Below are 20,087 nucleotides of genomic sequence, written 5' to 3'. Positions count from 1 at the left end.
CTTATGCGAGAATTGGCACAAGTGGACGTCTACCCCCAACAGGGGACTTAGGTGAGAGACATGACAGAAGAAACTAACGAACTGTTCGACGACTCCAGACGCTCGTTCATGAAAAAAGGAGCGCTCGCCACGACGGCGGCCGCTCTCGGAGCAAGCGCGACATCCGGTTCTGTCGCTGCTCAGGAAGACGACGACGACGATAACGGTGAGGCTGAGGGCGACGTGCTCGTGTACGGCGACGACTACCACCCCGGTGCCGACTTCGACGTCGTCACGGAACTGAGTACGTCCTCGAGAGAGGAACTGCTCCAGGAGTCCGGCTCGGAAGACGACGTGTTCGACGATCCGGACGACTGGGACGTCTTCGTCATCAACTACGACTTCGGTACGGAAGCCCCAATGTGGGGACTCGTGTTCACGGAGGATGCCGACCTCAGCGCCGGCGATACGGCAACGATGGGAGAAGACGGCGACTTCCGTGACACGCAACTAAACCTGGTCGAGGTGACGCTCGGTGCGACCGGTGACGACGCCGAGGAAGATGAGGAAGATGAGGAAGATGAGGACGAGCCTGAGGACGAACCCGAGGACGAGCCTGAGGACGAACCCGAGGACGAACCCGAGGACGAAGAAAACGACAACGGTATCATAGGCTAACGCGGCGCGTCGATCCTTCCTTTTTTGCGCGCGATAGAGCGTGTACAGCGAGCAGTGGGTCCGTTGCTGCCGCTGCAGCCATCACTGACCGACGCTGCACACCCCAGACGGCGAGTGTGTAGTGACTCTGTTGCGGATTCCCTGTCACCGGTGACCGGCACACACTAACCGACGATCATGAGTGTGTGCTGGACTGGCACACACGTTCTCGGGGCTCGAGCCCCAGTTCATGATACTACAACACATGGTGATACTGAAGAGTATATAATGATTCTACAGCAGATTCTCGGGAGATTGAAAACCCCCCGGTTCGAAAGTCACCTATGGCAACCGATTCGTTCTCGGATGCGATCCGGGAATTCGAACACGATGGCGAGACGTACAAGATGGCCGACCTGACGGTCCTCGAGGAGGAGGGCCTCTGTGACCTCGAGAAACTGCCGGTGAGCATCCGGATTCTGCTCGAGTCGGTGCTTCGAAACGCCGACGGCGACCAGATCGACGCCGACTCGATCCGCGCAGCGGCGTCGTGGGAACCTGACGTGCCGGACGCCGAGGTTCCGTTTACGGTGTCGCGTGTCGTCCTGCAGGACCTGACTGGTGTGCCCGCAGTCGTCGACCTCGCAGCACTTCGCTCGGCCGCCGACCGCAAGGGCGTCGACCCGACGGTCGTCGAGCCCGAAGTCCCCTGTGACCTCGTGATCGACCACAGCGTGCAGGTCGACCACTTCGGCACCTCGGACGCCTACGAGAAAAACGTCGAGATCGAATACGAGCGCAACGAAGAGCGCTATCGCGCGATCAAGTGGGCCCAGCAGGCGTTCGACGAGTTCAACGTGGTGCCCCCAGGAACTGGGATTGTCCACCAGGTCAACCTCGAGCACCTCGGCCGCGTCGTCCACGAGCGCGAAGTCGACGGCGAGCAGTGGCTCGTCCCCGACACGCTCGTTGGTACGGACAGCCACACCCCAATGATCGGCGGCATCGGTGTCGTCGGCTGGGGTGTCGGTGGCATCGAGGCCGAGGCCGCACTGCTCGGCCAGCCGATCAACATGAGCCTGCCGGAAGTCGTCGGTGTCCGCCTGTCGGGTGAACTCCCAGAGGGCGCAACCGCGACTGACCTCGTGCTTCACATCACCGAGAAGCTCCGCCAGGTCGGCGTCGTCGACAAGTTCGTCGAGTTCTTCGGCCCCGGCGTTGCCGAGCTGTCGGTCGCAGACCGTGCGACCATCTCGAACATGGCCCCCGAACAGGGCTCGACGATCAGCATGTTCCCCGTCGACGAGAAGACCCTCGAGTACCTCGAACTCACGGGTCGAGACGAGGATCATATCGACCTCGTTCGCGAATACCTCGAGGCACAGGGCCTCTTCGGCAAGCAGGACCCCGAGTTCACCGAGGTCGTCGAGTTCGACCTCGGCGAAGTCGAACCAAGCCTTGCCGGCCACAAGAAGCCCCACGCCCGTATCCCAATGGGCGATCTGGACGAACACTTCCCAACGCTGCTCGAGGAAGAGGGTGTCCTCCCATCGGGCGCTGCTGAAAGCGACGGCGGCCTCGTCGCCGAGCAGACTCCATCGCTCGACGAGAAGGTTCCCGTCGAACTCGAGGACGGCACCGAGATCGAGATCGGCCACGGCGACATCCTCGTCAGCGCGATCACGTCCTGTACGAACACCTCGAACCCGTCCGTGATGGTCGCGGCCGGTCTGCTCGCACGCAACGCCGCCGAGCAGGGTCTCGAAGTGCCCGAGTACGTCAAGACCAGCCTCGCACCCGGCAGCCGCGTCGTCACGGAGTATCTCGAGCGTGCGGAACTCCTCGATGACCTCGAAGAACTCGGCTACCACGTCGTCGGCTACGGCTGCACGACCTGTATCGGGAACGCCGGCCCACTGCCGGAGCCAGTCGAGGCAGCCATCGACGAGCACGACCTCTGGACGACGAGCGTCCTCTCTGGCAACCGGAACTTCGAAGCCCGTATCCACCCGAAAATCAAGGCCAACTACCTCGCCAGCCCACCGCTGGTCGTCGCCTACGGCCTCGCAGGTCGCATGGACATCGACCTCGAAGAGGAGCCAATCGGCACGAACGACGAGGGCGAGCCGGTCTTCCTCGAGGACATCTGGCCGGACACCGAGGAAGTCCGACAGACGATCCACGACAGCGTCTCCCCCGACATGTTCGAGGAGAAGTACTCGAGCATCTACGACGGCGACGAGCGCTGGGAATCGCTCGACGCCCCAACCGGCGAGGTCTACGACTGGGACCCAGAGTCGACGTACATCCGCGAGCCGCCGTTCTTCCAGGACTTCCCGCTCGAGGAACCCGGCGTCGACAACGTCGACGGCGCTCGTGCGCTGCTGACGCTCGGTGACACCGTCACCACCGACCACATCAGCCCCGCTGGACCGTTCAGCGAGGACCTGCCTGCCGGGCAGTGGCTCAAAGAGCGCGGCGTCGAACCGTACGCGTTCAACACGTACGGCTCCCGTCGTGGGAACCACGAAGTCATGATGCGTGGCACCTTCGCGAACGTCCGCATCAAAAACGAGCTGCTTGACGGCAAGGAAGGTGGCTACACGATCCACCACCCAACCGGCGAGGAGACCACTGTCTTCGAAGCCTCCGAGCGCTACCGCGAGGAGGAGACGCCGCTGATCGTCATGGCCGGCGAAGAGCTCGGAACTGGCTCGAGCCGTGACTGGGCCGCAAAAGGAACCGACCTGCTCGGTATCCGCGCGACCATCGGCAAGAGCTACGAGCGCATCTACCGTGACAACCTCATCGGCATGGGCGTCCTGCCCCTGCAGTTCGAGGACGGTGAGGGCTGGGAAGAACTCGGCCTCGAGGGCGACGAGCACTACTCCATCGAGGGTCTCGAGGATGGCCTCGAGCCAAACGCCGTGCTGACCGTCACCGCCGAGGACGACGACGGCGAGACCACGGAGTTCGACGTGACCGCACAGGTCGACACGCCGATGGCTGTCGAGTACGTCGAGAACGGTGGCGTGCTCCACCTCGTGCTCCGCAAACTGCTTCAGGAAGAGACGCAGTAACGAACCATCGGTTTCGGCGGCCGACACTGTCGCCGCCGACCCGACTGGTTTCGTGTTCAGAACGGGCGTTCCTAGTAATATACGCCGGACTTTTATTATTGCCAACCGTAGCCGAGGGTATGGACCAGCCAACCGAGCGAAACCGCCTCGACGAGGAGGAGAGTCCGTATCTGCGCCAGCACGCGGACAACCCCGTTAACTGGCAGCCGTGGGACGAACAGGCCTTAGAGACGGCCAAGGAACACGATGTGCCGATTTTCCTCTCGATCGGCTACTCGGCGTGTCACTGGTGTCACGTCATGGAGTCGGAGAGCTTCGCCGACGAGGAGGTCGCCGAAATGCTCAACGAGAACTTCGTCCCGATCAAAGTCGACCGCGAGGAGCGCCCCGACGTCGACAGCATCTACATGACCGTCTGCCAGCTCGTCACCAGCCGGGGTGGCTGGCCGCTCTCGGCGTGGCTCACGCCCGAGGGCAAACCGTTCCACATCGGGACCTACTTCCCCAAGGAATCGAAACGCGGCCAGCCCGGCTTCCTCGATATCCTCGAGCGTCTCGCCGAGACGTGGGAGACGGATCGCGACGAGGTCGAAAACCGCGCCCAGCAGTGGACCGACGCAGCGACGGATCAACTCGAGGAGACGCCAGACACTGTTGCGGCCGCCGAGCCCCCTTCGAGCGACGCCCTCGAGGCGGCAGCCGACACGGCCGTGCGCAGCGCCGACCGCCAGTACGGTGGCTTCGGCTCCGGCGGGCCGAAGTTCCCACAGCCCTCCAGACTCCGAGTGCTCGCCCGCGCGTTCGATCGGACAGGTCGAGAGGAGTATCTCGAGGTACTCGAGGAGTCTCTCGACGCGATGATCGATGGCGGCCTCTACGACCACGTCGGCGGCGGTTTTCACAGGTACTGCGTCGACCGGGACTGGACGGTCCCCCACTTCGAGAAGATGCTGTACGACAACGCCGAGATCCCCCGCGCCCTGCTTGCGGGCTACCAGCTCACGGACGAAGAACGCTACGCCGAGACCGTCGCCGAGACCCTCGAGTTCGTCGAGCGGGAACTGACCCACGACGAGGGCGGCTTCTTCAGCACGCTCGACGCCCAGAGCGAGGATTCGGAGACAGGCGAGCGAGAGGAAGGCGCGTTCTTTGTCTGGACGCCCGAGGAGGTCAGCGAGGTGCTCGCGGACGAAACTGACGCCGACCTCTTCTGTGCGCGCTACGACATCACCGAGTCTGGCAACTTCGAAGGGCAGAATCAGCCGAATCGCGTACAGTCTATTTCGAGTCTCGCCGGAGAGTTCGACCTCGAGGAATCGGATGTCGAAACGCGACTCGAGGCCGCTCGCGAACGGCTGTTCGAGGCCCGCGAGCAGCGGCCGCGACCGAACCGCGACGAGAAGGTCCTCGCAAGTTGGAACGGCTTGATGATCGCGACCTACGCCGAGGCAGCGCTGGTGCTGGGCGACGACGAATATGCCGAGACCGCTGTCGACGCCCTCGAGTTCGTCCGGGACCGACTCTGGGACGCCGACGAAAAGCGACTGTCGCGACGGTATAAGGACGGGGACGTCGCCGTCGATGGCTATCTCGAGGACTACGCGTTCCTCGCGCGCGCTGCGGTGGGCTGTTATGAGGCCACCGGCGAGGTCGACCACCTCGCCTTTGCACTCGAGTTAGCTCGCAGTATCGAAGCGGAGTTCTGGGACGCCGAGGCCGGGACGCTGTACTTCACCCCCGAAAGCGGCGAGTCGCTGGTCACGCGGCCACAGGAATTGAACGACCAGCCGACGCCCTCGGCAGCCGGCGTCGCCGTCGAAACGCTGCTCGCCCTCGACGGCTTTGCCGGCGACAGCGAGGCATTCGAGGCAATCGCGTCGACCGTCCTCGAGACCCACGCCAACCGCATCGAGGCGAACCCGCTCCAGCACGCTTCGCTCTGTCTGGCCGCCGATCGGCTCGAGTCGGGTGCCCTCGAGATCACCGTCGCCGCCGACGAACTGCCCGACGCATGGCGCGACCGCTTCGCCGAGACGTACCGTCCAGACCGGCTGTTCGCACGCCGGCCACCGACTGAAGACGGACTCGAGGCGTGGCTCGAGCAGTTAGGGCTCGCGGACGCGCCGGCGATCTGGGCCGGCCGTGAGGCGCGTGACGGCGAACCGACGCTATACGTCTGTCGTGGCCGGACGTGTTCGCCGCCGACCCGCGATGTCGAGGACGCCCTCGAGTGGCTGGGTGGGAACACGAGCGCAACCACGGCTGACGAGACGACAAGCGACGGACCTGAAAGTCCGTTCTAACGCCGACACATCGGCGTCGAAAAATCCGCGTCGAAACCGTTTCGGGCCGGTTACAGCGCGTCGTCGAGTTGCTCGGCGAGCCAGATGGCCGGCGGCAGGTCCTCCGACTCGACAAATCGGACGACTTCCTCGCTATCGTCGGTTTCGACGACGACCGTCGGAATGTACTCGATGTCGTACTCTTCGACACCGGGACCCTGCTTGTCCTGATCGAGGGCGATCTCCTCGATTCGGTCGTCGGGAACGCCGGCAGCTTGTAGTGCCGCGCCCAGATCGGGCAGCAGTTTCCGGCAGTCCTTACACCAGTCGCCACCCCAGACTTTGTACACCAGTTCGTCGTTGTGCGCTGTGAGCGTGTCGACAGCCGCTTCGTAGGACGCGGCGTCCCACGTCGGATTTGGTTGCATGGTCTCGAGACTCATACCCGCCGGTAGCGTGTCCGGCGGCTTAACCGTCCTGTTTCCACAGTGTTTGATGGGGTCTCGAGTCCGATAGTTACATCACTCCAATCTTATCGCAGCGCTTTCGTGCGATCTGGCGTGAATCGGTTCAGTTGTTACTGTATGCCGTCCGCTGGTCGTAGCGAGCCGTCTGCTGTTGGCTTTCTTCAGTGAGTTCCGTCAGGACGCTTTCGATCATCTCCACTTTCGAGAACTGCTCTTCGATCTCGCCGGTGACGGTCTCGACGTCGTTGTTGATCGACTGTGCTTCGTCGTCGATCGTCTCGATTCGGGTCGTCATCTCCTGTGTACTCGAGGCCTGGGCATCGATCAGCGACGAGAGTTCGTCGACGTCGAGCATGAACTCGCTCGTGCTCTCACGGACGTCGTCGAGGTCGTCGGTCAGTTCCGACAGTTCCTGCTGGCTGGTGTCGACCCGTTGTTGGTTCGTCTCGATCGAACTGAGCGTTTCTTCGGCCCGCTCGCGGAGCGTTTCGACCCGTTCGTCTATCTGTTTCGTTCGGCGTGTCATCTGCTCGGAGAGCTCTTGGAACTGGTCGGCGACGACGTTGAAGTTCCCAGTCTCCCCCGATCGCTTGGATTCGACGTTCGCGTTGACAGCGACCATCCGCGTCTTCTCTGCGGTGTCGGCGATCTCGTCGTTGAGCGTCTCGATCTCGGCGACGATCGATTTGAACGCGTCGACCTCCTCGCGAATGTCGGCTTCGGACTCGCGCAGTTCGACCACCGACTCCGTTGCCTGTTCGCAGTGGTCCTCGCTGCTTTCGACGGCGTCGAGCAGTTCGTCGTCACGGCCAGCGATCGTATCGGTTGTCGTCGACAGCTCCTCGATCGACGCGCTGATGTTTTGCATCTCCGTCGACGCCTGGCTCGTCTGTTGGGACTGTGCAGTGACCGACTCGCTGATGTCGTCGACGCTCGTCGCAACTGCTTCGCCCGCCAGTGAAATATCTTGCAGCGCGTGGGACACTCTACTCGTGACGTCTTGCTGGTGGTCTAACAGCCCCTCGACGTCGGCGTAGGAGTCAATGTACGTATCGATCGCGACCTGCATGTCCAGGTTGATAATCTTCAACAGTGAGTGCAGTTCGTCAATGCGCTCGTCGATCCGAACCGAGAGTTCGTCCTCGAGTTCCGAAATCGTGGTGTCAAACGCCTCGTCTTCGCCCTCATCGTCGCCGCCGCGGCCGAGCAGCGACGATAGTCGGCCGCCGCTGTCGTCCTCGTCGTCTCGAAGCTCTGATTGACGCTCGATCGCGTCACGGATCGCCGCGGAAATATCGTCCTGGATCTGTTCGGAGATGATCGGCAACAGGAGATTGTAGTAGATACCGTACTGGCCGATGTAATGTTTCACCGGCATCTCGAGCATGTCGTGGAGCTTCCCGATCCGCGCCCGGTTTTGGAAATACTCCTGATCGAACGTCCCCGTTGCAAGCGTCACCAGGTACATCTGTTGGGACCATTTGAGCTGTTCGATGCTCCGTGGTGAGCGCTCGAGGATCTCGAGTACCTGTGGATTCTCCTCGATTTTTTCATAAAACATATCCGCAACGTCGTCGCCGTGCCGGGTGAACGTCTCCTCGTAGCGGCGTAACCGCTCGACGTCCTCGTCTGAGAACTCAATGAACTGTTTTCGCCACTCAATCTCGTTCTCGGAGAGTCCGATTCGATCGACGAGTTCCGTCGCGTCGACCCCACTACTATACCCCACGGACCCGAACTGCTGAGAACTATTCATGCTGGTTACTATGATGTAGATGATAAATACGTGGTGGCCACTTAGAGAGGTATGAAATATCAAATTAGTTTTACTCTCACTGTGTATCTCTCCGGGGGGCGCTTCTGGTACTGTTCTCCAAGACATTATGATTGATAAGGTATCTTCAATAAATAACTGCTGGCAAGCTAACGGTATCGCACCCGGTACAGCAAACAGTATACGTCTCGACTGTTTAGCGATCCGTAATGAAGGGAAGCATTCTGGACACGATCGGCTCGCCGCTCGTCCGGGTCGATTCGCCGGAGGGCGTGACCGTCGCTGCGAAGGTCGAATCCTTCAACCCCGGCGGCTCGGCGAAAGACCGCCCAGCCCTCGAGATGATTCGGTCGGCCGAACGCGACGGCGTGATCGAACCCGGCGACTGGCTCGTCGAACCCACCAGCGGCAATACGGGGATCGGTCTCGCGCTGGTCTGTGCTGCTCGAGAGTACGACCTGACGATCGTCATGCCAGCGAGCAAGTCCAAAGAACGCCGCCAGATCATGGCCGCCTACGGAGCCGACCTCGAGTTGGTCGACGGCGACATGACAGCTGCCCGTGAGCGTGCCGACGAACTCGAGGCAGAGGGCGCAACCCAGCTCGGCCAGTTCGAGAACCCGGCCAACCCCGAGGCACATTACAAGACGACTGGTGAGGAGATCGTAGAGCAGGTCGGCGACCGCGAAATCGACGCTTTCGTCGCCGGTGTCGGCACCGGCGGGACGCTCTCGGGCACCGGCCGTCGGCTCCGTGAGGAGTTCCCCGAGATGGAGATTATCGCCGTCGAACCCGAGCGCAACGCCGTCCTCTCGACGGGCGAAGCCGGCGACGACGACTTCCAAGGGATGGGTCCCGGCTTCGTCAGCGACAACCTGGATCTCGACCTGATCGATCGCGTCGAGACGGCTCGCCTCGAGGATGCCGAAGACGAGTGTCGACGTCTCGCCCGCGAGGAAGGTGTCCTCGTCGGCCAGTCGAGTGGGGCGACGAGTCTCGTCTCACAGCGGATCGCCCGGGAACTCGCCGACCCTGACCAGACCTGTCCCGAAATCTCGAGCGCGTTCGACGAGCCGACGACGCCCGAAGCTGACGGCGGCGAGACGGCCGACGACTGTCCGCTCGTCGTGACGGTCTTCTGGGACAGCGGCGAGCGCTATCTCTCGACCGGGCTGTTCGACTGACGAAACGGCGTATCCCCCACGTTAGTTGGAGCGTCTCTGAAACCCACGCAGCGGAAATCATCCTTTCAGCTTACAAATCCCTTTTATCTGCCGTCGTGTTTCTCTCGAGTAATGACTGATCCCTCCAGACGAACGCTCCTGTGTGGCACTGCGGGTCTCTTTACCCTCGCCGCTGGCTGTCTCGACGACGCCGGCCTCGCCTCGTCGGACGACAATGGGGCCGACACCGACGGCGACGATGAGACAGCTTCCGACGACACAGCGAGCGGTGAGGACGACGCATACGAGACCGTCTCGTTCAGTCACGCCGACGTTCCGACGGAGCCAGATGCGACGCTTCTCAGTAGCTCGACCCGCGCTGAACGGTGGCTCGACGCTCGTGAGTTCGACGATGAGCAGCCAACCGAGTTCGTCGACGACACTGACTTCGAGGAGAGTGCCCTGCTCGCACTCGAGGCCGACGCGCCTCGTCTCGATTACGAACTGGCCCTCGAGACAGTTACAGTCGCACACGAGGACGACAGCGAGCCAGAGCTCGTCGTTGCGGCAGCAGTCCGCGAGATCTCGTCGGGGTCAGACGGGTTCGGTGGCACACAGCTGATCACCATTGGCCAGCTCGTGCGGGCCACGTTCGACGGTGAAGTACCTAGCGCAGCGGTGACGATCGTCGACAGTGATGGTCAGGAACACAGCATAGCGATTGCTGCCGACACCGCGAGCGAGCGCGAAGACGGCACTGCCCACGAGACAGCCTGATCTCGCATCCACTCGACTGTGTGGTTTTTAGGGCGAGTGTTCGGCTTCGGTAAGCCGAACGACGAGCGTCTCGTCGACGTCTCTGAGATCGTAGTCGGGGAGTTCGCCCGCAGTTCGGCGCACGTACAGCGGTTCGACGAGTCTTGAGGATGGCTCGCTCCGTGCACGCTCGGTCTCGCTCGAGTCATCCCCGTCGGTCGCAGCTGATTTCGGTTCGTCCTCGCTGTCGGTGTCGGCCACGCGCTCGAGGCCGTAGATCTTGCAGAACTCGGCCGTCTCGTCCGGCTCGACGGCCCCGTTCCGGAGTTGCTCGGCGAGTGACCGTGAGAGCCACTCGTCGTCGCTGATGCTCGGTTCCTGGACGAGGGCCTCGTCGACAAAGCGGGTGAGATACCAGTTCAGGTCGTTCAATAGTGAGACGGCAGCGCCGACGCTGACTGTTCTGAGAGCGATTGTGTTCTCGAATGGGCGCGTGAGATCGTACGTTGCAAGGGCCTCGCGGGACGTCTCCCGGGAGAGGAGTTCGTACTGGAGATTGCAGTTGTCGTTCCCGATGAGACAGACGCGAGTCACGATTCTAGTCTGTGGTCGGTGCGTCTGTGTAATGTCGGTTACGGATCAGGGCTCGATCAGGGCCGCGTTCTTCGCTGCGTCTGCAGCGCGCTCGAGCAGGTCGTCAGGCTCGGCCGAAAGCAGCGGCTCGAGGCGGGCGTTGGTTTCGACGCGGTCGGGGGCGACGCGGTTGCAGCCGGCGTTGATCGTCGAATCGGTGAACGTGCCGATCTCGCGGGCTTTGGCGACGATATCTTGTTTGTCCCAGGTGAGCAGCGGCCGGTGGATCGGCAGCCGGGTGGCCCTGCTGGTGACGCCGAGGTTGCGGACAGTTTGACTCGATTTCTGGCCGACTGCCTCGCCGGTGACGATCCCGTTAGCGTTGACGCGCTCGGCGAGCGTTTCGGCGGCCCGGTAGAAAAAGCGCCGCAGCGAGAGCATGCGTCCCTGATTCATCTCCTCGACTAGCAGGTCGACCGTCTCGCCGCCGGGGATCTTGTAGACCTGTAGATCGTAGTTGGGCGCGTGCCGCGAGAGTTTTCGCACGGTCTCCATCGCGCGAGCCTCGTGGTCGATGCCGCCGTAGTCGCCGAGATTGACGTAGGCTGGGATGACGGGACAGCCACGTCGCATCATCTCATAGGCTGCGACGGGTGAGTCGATGCCGCCGCTGATCAGCGCGATTACCGGCTCCTGTGCGCCAAGCGGGAGGCCGCCCGGCCCGGAGACGTGCTCGAGGTAAATGAACGTACCCTCCTCCCGAACTTCGACGCCGAAGGTGAGATCCGGGTCATCGAGGTCGACTTCGGGCTCGAACTCGTCCTCGACGGCGTCCCAGATCGCGCTGCCGGCGTCTCGAGCGAGGTCCTCGCTGTCGTAGGGCAGCGTCTTGTCGGCTCGGCGCGCGTCGACGGCGAACGTCCCCCCGTCGTAGCACGCGTGGGCGGTTTCGACGAGCGCCTCGATAATCTGCTCCTTTTCGGTGCTGACGGTCAGCGTGGGGCTTGCGGAGACGACGCCGAACGCGTCCGCTGCGGCCGCAGTCGCGTCCTCGACGGCGGCTTCGGTCGTGTAGATCAGCGGCCGGTTCCAGCCCTTTTCGACATCGCCGGGGATCGAGCGGTCCTCGAGGAGCGCTTCGATGTTCTCGACGAGCAACTCTCCCATGTACCGCTTGACCGCATTACTTTTCGTGTTGACGTCCCCGTGGCGGATGAGGACGGTATCGGCTCCCGGCGGGTGCATGAACTGGCATAGATGATCGGGGCTATAAGGGGATTACGAGGCGAGCGTCCGAGAACCGCGTGTGAGAACCCATCACGGTTAGTTGATCGACTCACTGATCGTCGGACTCAGACGACCCGTGTGGGCGTATATTCCGGCAACGAGGACGATTCCGGCGAGCATCGGCACGATGGCGCTGATCGCATAGATGGCCTCGAATCCGATGACGTCGATCAGCGGCAGCGAGACGAGCGGTCCGAGACCACCGCCGACATCGCCGAGGACGTTGTTCGTCCCCATCGCGCGACCGATGCGTTCTTCGGGCGTGAGATCTGCAAGCAGCGCCGTTAGCGGGCCACCGACGCCGCCCTGTCCGGCTCCGATCAGGAGACACGCCAGCACCAGAACCTCGAACCTCGAGCCAAAGGCTAACACGGCAAAGCCGACACACGAGGTCACCAGAAAGGCGAGCATGACGGGAACGCGCGCGCCGACAGAGTCGCTCAACGCGCCGCCACCGAGGGTAAATACCGAACCCGAAAGTACCGTAATAGCCATCAACATTCCCGAGGAGCCCTGTGCATCGAGGCCGAAAATGGTGATCCCGCGCTCGCCAAGCAAGAGTACGAGTGTCGAAAAGAGGACGCCGATGTATGCGAAGTAGAGCCCGAAGTTGACGAGCCCGATCGTCAGGGCCGGGACGCTCGTCTCGAGATCCCACGGCTTGACCGACTCCTGTTCGTCTTCGACGTGGGTTTCGGGGACGATCAGATAGGCGATGACACTCGCGAGGCCGGCGAACGCAGCCGCGAGGACGAACGCCTCGACGTTCCCCCAGAGGTCGCTCACGACGCCGCCGAGGACGAGGCCCGCGGGAAAGCCGAACGTGATGCCGGCGCGAACGATGCCCATACTGGTCCCCCTCGAGTCGGCCTCGCTAACATCGGCCGTGATCGTGTACGCGGTCGCGAAGACGAGCGCACTGCCGATCCCCCAGAGAATCCGAGCGATCAGAAACCAGAACTCGGGCAGCGGCGAGATGATCGCGACGACGTACATGAACGTCGCGACGGCCTCGATCGCGAGCCCGGCGATGAACGGTTTTCGGGTGCCGATGCGATCGATGAGGACACCGGCTGGCGCGTTGGCGACGAGTCGGGTAAATCGGTTCGCGCTCAGGATGAGTCCGACCATGAACGCCGAGATACCGAGCACCTCGCCCAGATTCGGCAAGATTGGGAAAATGACGCCACCGCCGAAGCCGACAAAGAAGGTACTCGCGACGACGGCGAGGACGATCCGGTTCGAACTGGCTGATGGCAGGGACACTGGCAATCGCTCTCGAGCGCTGTTTCGAGTCGAAACTCGCTACGCGTCTCTGACAGGCGTGGAATAATGGGCCTATCGAAAGCGGTGATCACTCGGTCACGACACGACACGCCGCTCCCGTCTCGAGACCGCACTCGAACGTGGAGCCCCCACGCCGCAGGCCAGCCTCGATCGGCTGCGGACTACTTGAGACAGTTACCCGCGACAAGCGTTATCATATGCAGACGCATAGTAATCCACGTGGTATCGTTAGACCGGGTGTTTGAACTGCTACGCAAAGAACGGCGACGGTACGCGTTGTATTATCTCGAGCAACAAGATGGGCCAGTTCCGATAGATGAAGTCGCTGAGAAAGTTGCTGAGTGGGAGACTGATGGCGTCCGAGCATCGATTCCGGAAGAACTGTTCGAACGCGTTGAATGTAGCCTCCGTCATACAGATCTGCCAAAAGCGTCCGAAGCAGAATACATCGAGTACGACCCCAAGGAGGGGGTCGTTGAAGTCACCGGCACACCCCCTGAGGTGGACGCCATTCTCACTGTCGCTAAGGTCATCGAACGTCCAGACCGCAATCCGTAGCCTGGCACGCGTGCATCGACCCCTGTGGCTGTCTTCCCTTTCGCCTGTTGTCCACCTCGAGTGAGTCGGCGAACACGTATATCCGCGTGTGACGAGGGAGAACACGCATGCTCAAGCAGCGAGGCGACCGATGCTGGACGTACGAAGAACCGCTCCGGTTTCTCGGCCTCGAGATCGGCCGTATCATGACCGTGATTCGACTCTCGAGCGGCGGGCTCTTCGTCCAGTCACCGGCTGAACTGACCCCTGAACTGCAATCGGCGCTTGACGAACTCGGCGACGTTCGCTTCGTTGCACCGGCGAGCAAACTCCACGGGCATCTCTACATGGAACAGTACCGGGCTGTCTACCCCAATGCCGAACTGCTGGCTGCACCCGGACTCCCCGCACGGCGGCCCGACCTCCAGTTCGATCAGCTGTTGGGTGACACGCCCGACCCACGGTGGGCCCCCGACATCGATCAGGTCGCGATCGTCGGCCACCGGTGGCTCACCGAACTCGCCTACGTCCATCGCCCGAGTCGAACGGTGATTCTCGGCGACGTCGGCTTCCACATCGGCGAGGGGAGCCCGCTCACGACTCGGCTCGTGGCTCGCGCACTGAGAGTGTACAAGCAGATCGGCCCGCCGCTCGAGTTCCGACTCACGATCGCAAACGAGGCGTCGTTTCGCCGATCGATTCAGGACGTCCTCGCGTGGGAGTTCGATCGGGTCGTTCCCGGTCACGGCGAGATCATCGATACTGGCGGCAAACGAGCCGTCCTCGAGGGATACGACTGGCTGCTCTAGCTCGCCGAAAAACGAACCCCGTCGATCAGGCCGTTCTCAGAACGTCGTCAGTTCGCCGTCGATCACGCGACGAGTGATGTCGGTGACGTTTGCGAGTTCCGCGTCCACGATCGTTTCGATCTCGGCTTCGACGTCGCTGAGTTCGACGCCCGCTTCGGTGACGACGTGGACGTCAGCGACGTGGGGCTGGTCGATTGGGCGACCGATCTGGGAGAGCAGGCGCACGCGCAGGTCACGAATGCCGTCGACCTCGCCGACGACTTCCTCGGCGATTTCGGTCGAGAGCAGGTTGTAGATCTTGCCGATGTGGTTGACGGGGTTTTTCCCGCTCGTCGCTTCCATCGACATCGAGCGGTTGGGCGTGATGAGGCCGTTCGCGCGGTTGCCTCGACCGACGGAGCCGTCGTCGCCCTGTTCGGCGGAGGTGCCGGTGACGGTCAGATAGATCGAGCCCTCCTCGTAGTCGTCGGCCGTGTTGACGTGGACGGTGACGTCGCGGTCGGTGTGTTCACTTGCCACCTCGGCGACGAACTCGCGAACGGACTCGACGGCCTCGGCGTACGCATCGAGGTCGGCAATGTGTTCGTCGACCATCGCCGCCGCGACGGTGACGTCGATCTCGTCGCCCTCGCGTTTGCCCATGATTTTGATGTCCGTTCCAACGTATGGGTTCTCATCGGCGAACTCGCCGTTGAGTCGACGCTCGGCCTCGAGGACGATCTGTTCGGTCTCGGTCAGTGGGGCGTGGCCGACGCCGAAACTCGTGTCGTTGGCCATCGGGACACTTACCTCATCCTCACCGAAGACGTCCTGCAGATCGCCGCTGCCTTCGCCGAGTCTGATGTCGACGACGATATCCTCGCCGACGGTGAGCTGTGGAATCTCGGACTCGAGGTACTCACGGGCGGCTCGCAGCGCGATGGTCTCGGCGGGGATGGTCTGGCCGTCGTAATGTTTGGTCGCGCGGCCGACGATCAGCAGATAGATGGGGTCGACGACCTCGCCGCCGCCGAAGGCAGGTGCGGCTTCGCCCGCGACGAGTTGAGTCTCGTCGGTGTTGAAGTGAAGCACTTTGCCGATGCGGTCGAGATACTCCCGGGCCAGCGCCCCGGCGACGGCCTCGGCGACTCCATCGCTGATCGAGTCGGGGTGGCCGATCCCCTTCCGCTCGACGATCTCTACTTCCTGGTCTTCGACTGCCTGTCGGTCGATCGGCTCGACTCGGATGTTCCGCTCACTCATTACCGGGAATTGGCGGACCGTGGTTCTATAACTTGCGGAAACAGAATAGGTGTGAAAAATGCTTACAAGTAATACGCCTGCAGTGTGGACGCTCCACTCAGGACTCGAGTAACAGCCCCAGATACGATGTCCGAAGCTGGTCATCCGGCTCGAGACCGAGTTGCTCGAGGACGTCGTAGGCTCCTTCGCGGGCAGCTTCGAGGTCTGATTCGGCTTCGACGTCGGTTTCGACTTCGACGTACTCGCCGACGTCGTCGACGGCATCGAGCGTGATCGTATACCCCTCGAGCGCGAACCGTTCGCGTTCTTTGCGGACCGTCGCGGCGGGCGCAAAGCCCAGATTCGTCAGGATGGCGTCCATCGTCTCGCCATCGCCGACTGCGGTCTCGAACTCTTCGCGGCTCTTGGATTCGCCGTCCAGCAGAGGTCCCTTGTAGGTGACACACGTCTCGTCGGTGCCCGCTTCGGGGGTCGACTCCCGGCGGATCCGCAGTGCTTCGTCGGTTTCAACGAACTCGCGATGGGGGGCGTCGTAGTACGTATCCGCCTGCACAACGGTCCGCTCTCGAGTTGCGCCCAGTTCGTCGAGTTGTGTTCGAACGGCTGCGAGATCGGCAGGAACCTTCGTTTCGACTTCGTACATGGCCGAGGCCACGGGAAGCGGTCGTAAGTATCGGTCGTTCCGGGGCAAAAACGTCGACCTTAAATGTAGACGGCGGGACGTACAACGTATGACCGAGGATCAGGAGGCCGAGCTCGAGGAGCAGGCCGATGACGTCGAAGAAGCAGCAGCCGACGAAGACGCTGAGGAAGCCGAGGGGCTTCAACACGGCGCTTTCGTCGAGATTGACTACACCGCATACACCGCCGACGGCGACCAGTTGGTCGACACGACCGACCCCGACGTCGCCGAGGAAGAGGGTGTCGACGACCAGGGCCAGGAGTTCAAGCCACGAACGATCGTGCTGGGCGAGGGCCACATCTTCGACGGCGTCGAAGAGGCACTCGTCGGCAGCGAGGTCGGCGACTCCGGCACCGTGACGATCCCCGCCGAAGAGGCCTTCGGCGAGTACGATGCCGACGATGTCCAGACCGTTAGCGCCGAGAAGATCGACGAGGACGACCGCTACCCCGGTGCGAACGTGCAGGTCGACGGCCAGCAGGGCTACATCAGCACGATCATCGGCGGCCGCGCTCGCGTCGACTTCAACCACCCGCTTGCGGGTGAGGACGTCGAGTACGAGTACGAAATCCTCGACGAGGTCGACGACCGCGAACAGCAGGCCGCCGGCCTGTTCGAGATGTACCTCGGGATGGAGCCCGAGCTCTGGATCGAGACGGACGAAGTCGAAGAGGAGGTCCCCGTCGAGCCCGATGAGGACGACGAGGACGCAGAGCCAGAGTTCGAGACCGAAACCGTCGAGAAGGAGACGGTCTACCTCGAGGCCACGCCCCAGATGACCATGAACCAGCAGTGGATGATGGGCAAACAGCAGATCGGCCAGCAGATCATCGACCAGATCGGTGTCGACCGCGTCATCGTCCAGGAGACCATCGACGGGATGGGCATGGGCGGTATGGGCGGCATGATGGGCGGCATGGGTGGCATGGGCGACGAGGACATCGAGGCAGCCCTCGAGGACGCCGACATCGATGCCGACGAGATCGTCGACGAACTCGAAGGCGCAGACGAGTAACTCCAGTTCCGTTCTTCTCCGTTCGATAACCAGCGACGAGCACCAGCAGTCGTCGACACGACCGCTCTCGATAGCAAGACAGTTGCTGTAGCCGGCCCCAGACTAGGCGATGTCTCGACTCGTGTCGATCGCCACCTCTTCCGTGAGTTCGAGTTTGATCGCCTCAGTCGGCTGGCCGCCACCGCGGAACTTCGGGATCGTGAGATGGTTCTCGAGTTCGCTGCCGGCGATCTTCGTCCGGAGATCGAAGACGGCGTCGGCCGCGTGGATGGTTCGGGTTCGGTTGGCCGGCGTGTGCCCGCTTTTCAGGCAGTGTAACACCGCGATCGAGCCGGTCTCGAGCATCTGGGATTTGAGCTCGTTGCAGAAGTCGATGTAGTCGTCCCTGTCGGTTCGCTCCAAGACATCCATCGTGTCGATGATCAGGTTCGCACCGTCGGGTAACGCGCCGATGAGCCGGGTTGCTTCCTCGAGTGGATCATCGCTGGTGACCTGTCGGACGGTCGGACTGCCGACGACCGATGGGGAGGCATCGATGGCGTGGTGGACGGCGTCGTCGGATCGTTCGGTCGTAAGATACAGCGTGCCGCGAGCGGCCGTGAGCTCGTATAACAGGAGTTCGGACTGGCTGGCTGGATCGGCGCTGTAGGCGACGATACATCCCGGTGGCAACCCGCCGTCGAGCTTCCGATCCAGCACGTCGATTCCGGTATCTAGCCGCCCGACCATTCAATTGTGACCAGTTACTGCAGCGCCCGAATAACTCTTTGGTTTCATGTTGAATCGGTTATTTAAGAATACTGTGTGCAGACAACGATGGGTTCGACCGACACCAATGGTGGTACCGGAACCCGCTCTGTGTCGTTGCCATCACGTGTCACTCGAGTCGTGGCGAGTTCGAATGGAGAGATTCAAGGGCTCGGCAAGAGCCAACACGAACGAATGCGCCACGACCACCTCATCACGAGCAAACAACTCTCACGGGCGGACATCGAGACCGTCCTCGACAGAGCAGCCGAGATCGATGCCGACCCGTCGGCCGTCGCCGATCGCCACGCGAACTCGGTACTTGGCCTCCTGTTTTTCGAGCCGAGTACGCGAACGAAAATGAGCTTTGAGACCGCGATGAAACGCCTCGGCGGCAGCGTCGTCGACATGGGCTCGATCGAGTCCTCGAGCGTCAAGAAAGGCGAGACGCTCGCTGACACCGTCCGCGTCACGGAAGGCTACGCCGACGCGCTCGTCTTGCGCCACCCAAAACAGGGGTCGGCCACCATGGCCAGTGAGTTCGTCGACGTCCCGCTGTTGAACGCCGGCGACGGGGCAGGCCACCATCCGACGCAGACGCTGCTCGACCTGTATACGATCCGAGAGAACGCCGGGCTGGACGATCTCACTATCGGAATCATGGGAGACCTGAAATACGGCCGTACCGTCCACTCGCTTGCCTACGCGCTGACGAACTTCGATACCCGCCAGCACTTCATCAGTCCAGAGAGTCTCCAGCTGCCACGCGAGGTCGTCTACGACCTCCATCAGGAGGGCAACGGGACACAGGTCCGCGAACACGATTCGCTCGAGGAGGTTCTCCCCTCGCTCGACGTGCTGTACGTGACCCGAATCCAGCGCGAGCGGTTCCCCGACGAAAACGAGTATCAGAAGATCGCCGGCGAGTATCAGATCGACCTCGAGACGCTCGAGGACGCACGCGACGAACTGACCGTGATGCATCCGCTGCCACGCGTCGACGAGATCGCCCCGGAGATCGACGACACCGACCACGCGGCCTACTTCGAGCAGGCTCACAACGGCATCCCGGTCCGGATGGCGTTGCTTGATTTGCTGCTGGAAAACCACACTCAAGGTGAGACTGATGAGTGACGACCACGACCACCACGACGGCCACGACGACCACGAACTGCGAGTGAGCAAGATCAGCAGCGGGACCGTCATCGACCACGTGCGTGGCGGGCAGGCGCTGAACGTACTGGCGATCCTCGGCATCGACGGCAGCGATGGCGAGGAGGTCTCGGTCGGAATGAACGTCCCGTCGGATCGCTTTGCCCGCAAGGACATTGTCAAAGTCGAGGGCCGCGAACTGAGTCAGGACGAAGTCGACGTGCTCTCGTTGATCGCCCCGGATGCAACGATCAACATCGTCCGCGACTACGAAGTGGTCGAGAAACACCGTGTCGAACGGCCGGATGTCGTCGAAGGCGTCCTTTCGTGTCCGAACATGGCGTGTATCTCGACCGGCGACGAACCGGTCGCCTCCCGGTTCGAGGTGCTCGACGATGGTGTCCGGTGTGCCTACTGCGGGACGATCGTCAGGGACGAGATTCCGTCGCTGATCGACACCTGACTGCGGCCGGCGTGGCTGTCAGCCGTCACCGACGGCTCTCGATTTCGGATACGGCGTTCCCTCGAGAGGCCGTTGTTCGGGTGCTGGGACTGTCATGGCCCGTCCGCTGTTCGCTCCCAGAGAACCATCCAGAAT

At 62.3% G+C, this 20,087-nt stretch carries 18 protein-coding genes; 10 read left to right on the top strand and 8 right to left on the bottom strand.

The annotated features are described in order from the left end of the window. Positions 1-60: 60 nt before the first annotated feature. From DV706_RS13355 to DV706_RS13345, 3 genes are all read left to right on the top strand, one after another. Positions 61-657, top strand: coding sequence for a twin-arginine translocation signal domain-containing protein (locus tag DV706_RS13355; protein ID WP_006065578.1), 597 nt, complete (start codon positions 61-63; stop codon positions 655-657). Positions 658-980: 323 nt separating this feature from the next. Further along, a complete protein-coding gene (acnA, locus tag DV706_RS13350) occupies positions 981-3,716 on the top strand; it encodes an aconitate hydratase AcnA (protein WP_006065577.1) in 2,736 nt (911 codons plus the stop codon). Between the two features lie 119 nt (positions 3,717-3,835). Continuing rightward, positions 3,836-6,019, top strand: a complete 2,184-nt coding sequence (locus DV706_RS13345; protein ID WP_006065576.1) for a thioredoxin domain-containing protein — start codon at positions 3,836-3,838, stop codon at positions 6,017-6,019. A gap of 50 nt (positions 6,020-6,069) precedes the next feature. On the opposite strand, the gene DV706_RS13340 is transcribed toward DV706_RS13345, so the two are convergent. Then, a complete protein-coding gene (locus DV706_RS13340) occupies positions 6,070-6,441 on the bottom strand; it encodes a TlpA family protein disulfide reductase (protein WP_006065575.1) in 372 nt (123 codons plus the stop codon). A 127-nt stretch (positions 6,442-6,568) separates the two neighbouring features. After that, entirely contained in the window at positions 6,569-8,221 is a 1,653-nt protein-coding gene (locus DV706_RS13335) for a globin-coupled sensor protein (protein ID WP_240756771.1), read from the bottom strand. Between the two features lie 227 nt (positions 8,222-8,448). Here DV706_RS13335 and DV706_RS13330 point away from each other — a divergent pair, with 227 nt between their 5' ends. Both DV706_RS13330 and DV706_RS13325 read left to right on the top strand, forming a co-directional pair. After that, positions 8,449-9,423 (top strand): PLP-dependent cysteine synthase family protein, encoded by a 975-nt coding sequence (locus tag DV706_RS13330; protein WP_006065573.1) that lies wholly within the window; start codon positions 8,449-8,451, stop codon positions 9,421-9,423. A 111-nt stretch (positions 9,424-9,534) separates the two neighbouring features. After that, positions 9,535-10,179, top strand: coding sequence for a hypothetical protein (locus DV706_RS13325; protein ID WP_006065572.1), 645 nt, complete (start codon positions 9,535-9,537; stop codon positions 10,177-10,179). A 27-nt stretch (positions 10,180-10,206) separates the two neighbouring features. On the opposite strand, the gene DV706_RS13320 is transcribed toward DV706_RS13325, so the two are convergent. The 3 genes from DV706_RS13320 to DV706_RS13310 all read right to left on the bottom strand — a co-directional run bounded on the left by DV706_RS13320 (position 10,207) and on the right by DV706_RS13310 (position 13,284). Next, positions 10,207-10,752, bottom strand: coding sequence for a DUF5804 family protein (locus tag DV706_RS13320; protein ID WP_006065571.1), 546 nt, complete (start codon positions 10,750-10,752; stop codon positions 10,207-10,209). A 45-nt stretch (positions 10,753-10,797) separates the two neighbouring features. Further along, positions 10,798-11,976: a tRNA sulfurtransferase gene (locus tag DV706_RS13315; RefSeq protein ID WP_006065570.1), complete on the bottom strand. Its 1,179-nt coding sequence runs from the start codon at positions 11,974-11,976 to the stop codon at positions 10,798-10,800. Positions 11,977-12,054: 78 nt separating this feature from the next. Continuing rightward, positions 12,055-13,284 carry an MFS transporter gene (locus DV706_RS13310; RefSeq protein WP_006065569.1) on the bottom strand — a complete coding sequence of 410 codons (1,230 nt, stop codon included), beginning with the start codon at positions 13,282-13,284 and terminating at the stop codon, positions 12,055-12,057. 240 nt (positions 13,285-13,524) lie between these two features. Here DV706_RS13310 and DV706_RS13305 point away from each other — a divergent pair, with 240 nt between their 5' ends. Both DV706_RS13305 and DV706_RS13300 read left to right on the top strand, forming a co-directional pair. Beyond that, positions 13,525-13,863, top strand: a complete 339-nt coding sequence (locus tag DV706_RS13305) for a DUF7344 domain-containing protein (RefSeq protein WP_049889718.1) — start codon at positions 13,525-13,527, stop codon at positions 13,861-13,863. A 107-nt stretch (positions 13,864-13,970) separates the two neighbouring features. Further along, on the top strand, positions 13,971-14,651 hold the full coding sequence (locus DV706_RS13300; protein ID WP_006065567.1) for a DUF4336 domain-containing protein: 681 nt from the start codon (positions 13,971-13,973) through the stop codon (positions 14,649-14,651). Positions 14,652-14,687: 36 nt separating this feature from the next. Here DV706_RS13300 and DV706_RS13295 read toward each other — a convergent pair whose 3' ends face one another. Beyond that, positions 14,688-15,893 (bottom strand): methionine adenosyltransferase, encoded by a 1,206-nt coding sequence (locus DV706_RS13295; protein ID WP_006065566.1) that lies wholly within the window; start codon positions 15,891-15,893, stop codon positions 14,688-14,690. A 97-nt stretch (positions 15,894-15,990) separates the two neighbouring features. Continuing rightward, positions 15,991-16,536: a class IV adenylate cyclase gene (gene cyaB, locus DV706_RS13290; protein WP_006065565.1), complete on the bottom strand. Its 546-nt coding sequence runs from the start codon at positions 16,534-16,536 to the stop codon at positions 15,991-15,993. A gap of 88 nt (positions 16,537-16,624) precedes the next feature. On the opposite strand from cyaB, the gene DV706_RS13285 reads away from it, so the two are divergent. Further along, positions 16,625-17,590 carry an FKBP-type peptidyl-prolyl cis-trans isomerase gene (locus DV706_RS13285; RefSeq protein WP_006065564.1) on the top strand — a complete coding sequence of 322 codons (966 nt, stop codon included), beginning with the start codon at positions 16,625-16,627 and terminating at the stop codon, positions 17,588-17,590. A 102-nt stretch (positions 17,591-17,692) separates the two neighbouring features. Here the strand turns inward: DV706_RS13285 and DV706_RS13280 are convergent, their stop codons facing one another. Beyond that, the gene (locus DV706_RS13280; protein WP_006065563.1) at positions 17,693-18,319 is read right to left on the bottom strand and encodes an RAD55 family ATPase; all 627 of its coding nucleotides are present in this window, start codon (positions 18,317-18,319) and stop codon (positions 17,693-17,695) included. 213 nt (positions 18,320-18,532) lie between these two features. Between DV706_RS13280 and pyrB the strand changes: the two genes are divergently transcribed. Together pyrB and pyrI are read left to right on the top strand one after the other, a co-directional pair. Then, positions 18,533-19,471 carry an aspartate carbamoyltransferase gene (gene pyrB, locus DV706_RS13275; RefSeq protein ID WP_049889737.1) on the top strand — a complete coding sequence of 313 codons (939 nt, stop codon included), beginning with the start codon at positions 18,533-18,535 and terminating at the stop codon, positions 19,469-19,471. Continuing rightward, positions 19,464-19,952, top strand: coding sequence for an aspartate carbamoyltransferase regulatory subunit (gene pyrI, locus DV706_RS13270; RefSeq protein WP_006065561.1), 489 nt, complete (start codon positions 19,464-19,466; stop codon positions 19,950-19,952). Before pyrB ends, pyrI begins: the two co-directional genes overlap by 8 nt. Positions 19,953-20,087: the final 135 nt, after the last annotated feature.

Source organism: Natronorubrum bangense (genome assembly GCF_004799645.1).
Taxonomy (GTDB): domain Archaea; phylum Halobacteriota; class Halobacteria; order Halobacteriales; family Natrialbaceae; genus Natronorubrum; species Natronorubrum bangense.
Note: the sequence above shows the minus strand (reverse complement) of the source record. Positions and strands in the feature narration are given on the sequence as shown.

Bases quoted from the DNA above. Each gene is read 5' to 3' on its own strand.
- DV706_RS13325 (WP_006065572.1), top strand. From the start codon at position 9,535: ATGACTGATCCCTCCAGACGAACGCTCCTGTGTGGCACTGCGGGTCTC.
- pyrI (WP_006065561.1), top strand. From the start codon at position 19,464: ATGAGTGACGACCACGACCACCACGACGGCCACGACGACCACGAACTG.
- DV706_RS13300 (WP_006065567.1), top strand. From the start codon at position 13,971: ATGCTCAAGCAGCGAGGCGACCGATGCTGGACGTACGAAGAACCGCTC.
- DV706_RS13280 (WP_006065563.1), bottom strand. From the start codon at position 18,319: ATGGTCGGGCGGCTAGATACCGGAATCGACGTGCTGGATCGGAAGCTC.
- pyrB (WP_049889737.1), top strand. From the start codon at position 18,533: ATGCGCCACGACCACCTCATCACGAGCAAACAACTCTCACGGGCGGAC.
- cyaB (WP_006065565.1), bottom strand. From the start codon at position 16,536: ATGTACGAAGTCGAAACGAAGGTTCCTGCCGATCTCGCAGCCGTTCGA.
- DV706_RS13340 (WP_006065575.1), bottom strand. From the start codon at position 6,441: ATGAGTCTCGAGACCATGCAACCAAATCCGACGTGGGACGCCGCGTCC.
- DV706_RS13330 (WP_006065573.1), top strand. From the start codon at position 8,449: ATGAAGGGAAGCATTCTGGACACGATCGGCTCGCCGCTCGTCCGGGTC.
- DV706_RS13285 (WP_006065564.1), top strand. From the start codon at position 16,625: ATGACCGAGGATCAGGAGGCCGAGCTCGAGGAGCAGGCCGATGACGTC.
- acnA (WP_006065577.1), top strand. From the start codon at position 981: ATGGCAACCGATTCGTTCTCGGATGCGATCCGGGAATTCGAACACGAT.
- DV706_RS13295 (WP_006065566.1), bottom strand. From the start codon at position 15,893: ATGAGTGAGCGGAACATCCGAGTCGAGCCGATCGACCGACAGGCAGTC.
- DV706_RS13355 (WP_006065578.1), top strand. From the start codon at position 61: ATGACAGAAGAAACTAACGAACTGTTCGACGACTCCAGACGCTCGTTC.
- DV706_RS13315 (WP_006065570.1), bottom strand. From the start codon at position 11,976: ATGCACCCGCCGGGAGCCGATACCGTCCTCATCCGCCACGGGGACGTC.
- DV706_RS13335 (WP_240756771.1), bottom strand. From the start codon at position 8,221: ATGAATAGTTCTCAGCAGTTCGGGTCCGTGGGGTATAGTAGTGGGGTC.
- DV706_RS13345 (WP_006065576.1), top strand. From the start codon at position 3,836: ATGGACCAGCCAACCGAGCGAAACCGCCTCGACGAGGAGGAGAGTCCG.